Here is a 5,590-nt window from a genome sequence, read left to right as displayed (position 1 = left end):
CGCCGCGCAGCGCCTCGACACCCTGCTCGCGGATGCCGCCGCCGACGGCGGCGCACGCGACCTGCGCGTCGTCGACGACGCGCGCGCGGCGTCGCTGCCCGGCACGCGCGGGCAACTCGTGTTGCCGCATGCGGCGACCGGCTGGCACGAGAAAATCGACCTGCGTGCGACGTTCATCACGCCGCCCGTCGCCGCCTGCATCGATGCGCTCGCGGCCACCGCGCCGGGTGGGGAAGCGACATGATCGAGGAATCGCCGATCGATCTCGGCAACGGCCTGACCGGCGTGCTCACGCGCCCGCAGCGGCCGACGGCGCAGCCGTTGTGGGTGCTGCTCAACGCCGGATTCATCCCGCGCTCCGGGCCGTTCCGCATGCACGTCGAGCTCGCGCGCTCGCTCGCCGCAGAGGGCGTCCCGGTGCTGCGCGTCGACCTGCCCGGCGTCGGTGATGCGCCGCCCAAGCGCGGCGACGACATCGCCGTCATCCGCCACGGCTTCGACCGCCTGCGCGAGCTGGCCGGGGCGGACCGCTTCGTCATCGGTGGCCTGTGCAGCGCGGCCGACCAGGCCTGGAAGGTCGCGCTCGCCGACGAACGCGTCTGCGGCCTGCTGCTGCTCGATCCCTACGCAAGCCGCGGTGCGTGGTTCCGCATCGGCCAGTTGCGGATCCTGCTCGGCCGCGGCGCGTCGGCGATGGCGACCGTGCTCGGCCGGCTGCTGCGGCGCAAGCGCGCGCCCGACATCGACGACGGCAACCTGCGCGATTGGCCGCGGCCTGCGGACGCGCGCGTCGAGTTCGATCGCATGGTCGCGCGCGGGGTAAACGTGTTCGCGCTCTACACGGGCGGCGCCGCTTCGTACTTCACGCACCGCGCCCAGTTCGGCGCGACGTTCGGCGCATTCGCGTCCGCACGATGCGTGCACTTCGAGCACTGGCCCGACTGCGACCACATGTTCATGCGCGCGCAGGACCGCGCGCGCCTGCTGCAGGCGATCCGCGGCTGGGGTCGGGTCTTCGCATGACGCCACGCGCCGACGCCGCGCCGACGCCGCTGTACGCACCGCTGCCGCCCGGCTCCCGCGCCTTGCGCGTGGTGGCCCTCGTCGACCGCGCCGTCGTGCCGGCGTGGATCGCCGAGGCGCTCGCCGCGCTCGCCGCGGACGACGCCTGCGAGCTCGTCGCGGTGCTGCGTGCGCCGCTGCCGGCACCGCCGCGGCGCTGGCGCGCGATCGATGCGTTCGTGCGCGTCGACGCCGCGCTCGCCGGCGGCGCACGCAAGGCGACCGCGCCGGTCGCGCTGCGCGAGCGCCTGCCCGGGGTGCCGCTCGACGACGTCGGCGCGTGCGAAGAGCGCGGTCGACTCGTGCTCGACGAGCGCGGCGCCGCTCGCGTCGGCGCACTCGATCCCGACCTCTTGCTCGGTTTCGGCGTTCCGCCGCCGTCGGCCGGACTCGCTGCGCTCGGCCGGCGCGGCAGCTGGTTCTTCGAGCGCGACGCGACCGACGCACGTCGGCACGGCCTGCGCCACCTGCTGCCGCTGCAACGCGCCGAAGCGGTCAGCCAGGGCGGCATCGTCGTCCACGACGGGCGCGACTGGCGATGGTTCGGCGCCGACTGGAGCGCGACCGCGCAGTTGTCGTTCGCGCGCAACCGCGCCTACCAGCTGCTGCGGGTGCCCGCGACGCTCGTGCGCCTGCTGCGCCGCCTCGCGGCCGGAGAGGTGCCGGCCGGTGATCCGGCGCCCGTGTTCGCACCTCCGCGTGCGCCCGGCGTCGCTGCGCTCGGCGTGCGGCTCGTCGCGCGCGCCCTGCGCCGGCACGTGCCGCGACTCGGGCGAACCGAGGACTGGCTGCTCGCCGCGCGACGCGCCGGGGAACCGCTCGATCCGGCCCGACCGCGCACGCACGACCTGCACGTGCTCGCCACGCCACCGGGTCGCTTCTGGGCGGACCCCTCGCTCGTGCGCCACGACGGCCGCGACTGGCTGTTCGTCGAGGAATACCCGTACGCGACGCGACGCGGCCGCATCGCGGTGGCCGAGCTCGACGACGCGCTCGCGCCGGTGGAGGTGCGAACCGTGTTCGACGAGCCGTGGCATCTTTCGTACCCGCTCGTGTACGACTGGCGCGGCGAGTTCTGGCTCACGGTCGAATCGTCGGCCGCGCGCACCTTCGCGCTGCATCGCGCGATCGACTTTCCCGTGCGCTGGGCGTTCGCCGCCGAACTGCTGCGTGGTCGCAACGCGGTCGACGGCACGCTGCATCACGACGGCACGCACTGGTACCTGTTCGCCTGCATCAACGAAAGCCCGCTCGACGTCGACCGGCGCGTGTGGACCGACCTGTTCCTGTTCGTCGCCGATACGCCGCTCGGCCCGTGGCGCGCGCATCCGGCCAATCCGCTGCTCAGCGACGTGCGGCGCGCGCGGCCGGCCGGCAAGCTGTTCGTCCACGACGGCCGGCTGATCCGCCCCGCGCAGGATTGCAGCGTCGACTACGGTTACGCGGTCGTGTTCAACGAAGTCCTCGCACTGGATCCGTCGCGCTACGAGGAGCGGCCGCTCGGCCGCATCGACCCGGACTGGCTGCCGGGGCTGCGCGGCTGCCACACCTACACCCGCGGCGACGGCATCGAGATCGTCGACGGCAAACGCCTCGTGCCGCGCCGGCGCGCGCGGGCCGCCCGAGCCCAGGAGCCATCGTGAGCGCGAACACCGTCCTCGTCACCGGCGGCGCCGGCTACATCGGCAGCCACGTCGTGCGCCAACTGCGCGAAGCAGGCACGCCCGTGGTCGTGCTCGACGACCTCAGCACCGGCTTTCGCGAAGCCGTGCTCGACGCGCCCCTCGTCGTGGGCAGCACCGGCGATGCGGCGCTCGTCGATGCGCTGCTGCGCGAACACCGTGTCGGCGCGGTGCTGCACTTCGCCGCGCGCACGATCGTGCCGGAGTCGGTCGCCGACCCGCTGCGCTACTACGCGAACAACACCTGCGCGACGCGCACGCTGCTCGAGGCATGCGTCCGCCACGGCGTGCGTCGCTTCGTCTTCTCGTCGACCGCGGCCGTGTACGGCCCGACCGCCGACGGCCGCGCGGGCGAGGACACGCCGACGCAGCCGATCAGCCCGTACGGGCGCTCCAAGCTCATGAGCGAATGGATGCTGCGCGACCTCGACGCGAGCGCCGGCCTGCGCCACGTGATCCTGCGCTATTTCAACGTCGCCGGCTGCGATCTGCAGGGCCGCATCGGCCTCTCGACGCGCGGTTCGACCTTGCTGTTCAAGGTCGCCTGCGAAGTCGCGACCGGCCGCCGCGAAGCGCTCGCGATCTTCGGCACCGACTACGCGACGCCCGACGGCACCGGTATCCGCGACTTCATCCACGTCGAGGATCTCGCCGACGCGCATCTGCGCGCGCTCGACTACCTCGATCGCGGTGGCGCGTCGACCACGCTCAACTGCGGTTACGGCCACGGCTACTCGGTGCGCGAGGTGATTGCCGCGGTCGAGCGCGCGAGCGGGGCGCCGTTGCGGGTGGTCGAACGCGCGCGCCGCGACGGCGACATCCCGGCGCTCGTCGCCGATGCGCGACGCGTGCGCGACGTGCTCGGCTGGACGCCGCGCCACGACGACCTCGACCTCATCGCGCGCACCGCGCTCGCGTGGGAACGCACGCTCGCCGCGCGCGGCGGATGAAGCGTCAGCGCGCGCGCCCGGCGACCGTCGACGGCGCTGCCGCGCCGCGCGCCGCGAGCGGCAGGGCGCGATCGCGCAGCACGATCATGTAGTCGTCGACATCGTCGGCGCTCGACGTGCCCCAGTTCGAATTGAACATGACGCGGTCGAGCGCGCGGTTCGGCGATGCGTGCGGCTCGGTCCAGTAGCTGGCGTAGTGGGACACTTCGTGGTAACCGAGCGTGGCCATGCGCGGGTGCGGCGCGAGTTCGACCGCGAAGACCTTGTCGGTGTACCACGGCCACGCCCCGCTGCGCGTGCGCTGGGTGTCGTAGCTCGACACCACGACCCAACCCGGGTTCGCGAACGCCTTGCCCGAGAAGTGCAGCGACGCGTGGGCGCCGTCGAGGTAGGTCTGGAACAGCACCGTGCGCGGGCATTCGGCCACGCCCGCCGCAGGCGTCGCTGCCGGCACGGACGGACAGGCGTCGACGTCGACGAAGAAGACGTCGCCGCGCGGGCTCTGGAAGTCGACCGACACGTAGACGTCGTGCCCGTTCGCGCCGATCGCGAGGTCGGAGTGCTCCGACTTGTGATGCAGCTTCTTCTTCATGCGGAAATCGGGCGACCAGGCCCAGGTGCCCTCCTCGTCGCCGGAGCTCGTGAACCAGCGTCCGGACGGGCTCATGCTCACGTGGTCGGGGCGCACCGTCGTCGCACGCGTGCCGACGATGCGGTCGGTCGCGAGGTCGTAGACGACGAATCCGCGGATCGCGAATGCATTGCCCGCCTCGGCCTGGAAACCCCAGTAGCGCCCGTCCGCCGACGGCGAACCCTCGTCCTTGGTCCACACGTGGTCCGCGTCGGCCCACGGCAGGCGGCCGCTGAAATCCGCCGCGACGCGGGTGGTGTTGTCGCGTACGTCGAGCGCGTACAGCTTGAGCCCGCCGTTGGTCGGCAGGTAGTAGAGCGTGTTCGGGTCGGTCGCGTGCCACTGCGGTTCGGCGTCTCCGGCGGGACCGTCGAGGCGCTTGAGGTAGCGCAGCGTGCGCGCGTCGTAGAGGTGCCAGTAGCCTCCGCTCGCATAGACGAGCACGAAGGTCGAGTCCGCGTTGAACGGCTGCCGGCGCGAATAGTCGTTGCGCGCGAAGGTCGTCGGGGGCTCGACGTCGTGCGCGGTCGCGCGCACGACGCACGTGCCGGCGCGATCGCGGAACACGGTGCCCTTCGGCGGCTTCGGCGGCGGGGCCTGCGGCGTGTCGTTGCCCTGCGGCAGCAACGCGCCCAACGCGAGCGGGTGGCCGGCATAGACGGCGGCGTCGCAAGCGGCAGCGACGCCCTGCAAGGCCGTGGTCGACGGCTCGCCCGGCATGCCCGGCGGCCGTTCATGCTGCGAGTGCCCGACCGCCTGCGCGCCCGCGGTCGATGCGCCGACGAGCGCGACGAACGCGAGCGCATGGCGCAGGCACGCAACGAGGGCAGGACGCTCGGCGCTGACGTCGACCATGGTCGTGGCTCCGTGCCTGGGCTTGGCCGCAGTGGCGACCCGCGCGCGCATTGTAGAACACGCGGTCATGCCCGTCGCGTTCGCGGCACGGCGCGCGCCGGGGGACCGCGTGCGCACGGCATGCGACACTCGCACGCCGTGCCGGAGGAGTCCCATGCTGTCGCCGCTGCGCCTGTTGCTGCTCGTGGGGATCGCCTGGTGGATCGCGCGTCGCATCGGCTGGCGCGGCCTGCGCATCCCGTGCCTCGTCGCCGCAGCGGTACTCGTCGTCCTCACGACGCCACTCGGCGCGAATGTGCTCGTGCGCGTACAGGAGTCGCGCGCGCCGTCGCCCGAGGCGTGCGGCGCGCCGCCGCCGCAGGCGATCGTCGTGCTGTCGGGCGGCCTCGTCGCGCGCCCGCGCGACGAGC

Annotated in this window: 5 protein-coding genes and 1 pseudogene; 5 read left to right on the top strand and 1 reads right to left on the bottom strand. The window is 73.2% G+C overall.

The features are described from left to right. The 4 genes from VI238_RS10025 to galE form a co-directional block, all read left to right on the top strand. Positions 1 to 244 (top strand): hypothetical protein (locus VI238_RS10025; RefSeq protein ID WP_331650922.1); only part of this gene is annotated, 244 nt, incomplete at its 5' end. Then, the gene (locus VI238_RS10020) at positions 241 to 1,023 is read left to right on the top strand and encodes a hypothetical protein (protein ID WP_331650920.1); all 783 of its coding nucleotides are present in this window, start codon (positions 241 to 243) and stop codon (positions 1,021 to 1,023) included. The genes VI238_RS10025 and VI238_RS10020, both read left to right, overlap by 4 nt. Continuing rightward, positions 1,020 to 2,705 (top strand): glucosamine inositolphosphorylceramide transferase family protein, encoded by a 1,686-nt coding sequence (locus tag VI238_RS10015; RefSeq protein ID WP_331650918.1) that lies wholly within the window; start codon positions 1,020 to 1,022, stop codon positions 2,703 to 2,705. The genes VI238_RS10020 and VI238_RS10015 overlap by 4 nt, the downstream gene beginning before the upstream one ends. Beyond that, the gene (gene galE, locus VI238_RS10010) at positions 2,702 to 3,694 is read left to right on the top strand and encodes a UDP-glucose 4-epimerase GalE (protein ID WP_331650917.1); all 993 of its coding nucleotides are present in this window, start codon (positions 2,702 to 2,704) and stop codon (positions 3,692 to 3,694) included. Before VI238_RS10015 ends, galE begins: the two co-directional genes overlap by 4 nt. A 4-nt stretch (positions 3,695 to 3,698) precedes the next feature. Here galE and VI238_RS10005 read toward each other — a convergent pair whose 3' ends face one another. Next, the gene (locus tag VI238_RS10005) at positions 3,699 to 5,180 is read right to left on the bottom strand and encodes a hypothetical protein (RefSeq protein ID WP_331650915.1); all 1,482 of its coding nucleotides are present in this window, start codon (positions 5,178 to 5,180) and stop codon (positions 3,699 to 3,701) included. A gap of 154 nt (positions 5,181 to 5,334) precedes the next feature. Between VI238_RS10005 and VI238_RS10000 the strand changes: the two are divergent. After that, a pseudogene (locus tag VI238_RS10000) lies at positions 5,335 to 5,590 on the top strand (hypothetical protein); the annotation flags it as partial.

The organism is Dokdonella sp., assembly GCF_036518555.1.
Classification (GTDB): Bacteria; Pseudomonadota; Gammaproteobacteria; order Xanthomonadales; family Rhodanobacteraceae; genus Dokdonella_A.
The sequence above is the reverse complement of the archived record's forward strand: the minus strand, read 5'-3'. Positions and strand labels throughout refer to the sequence as shown.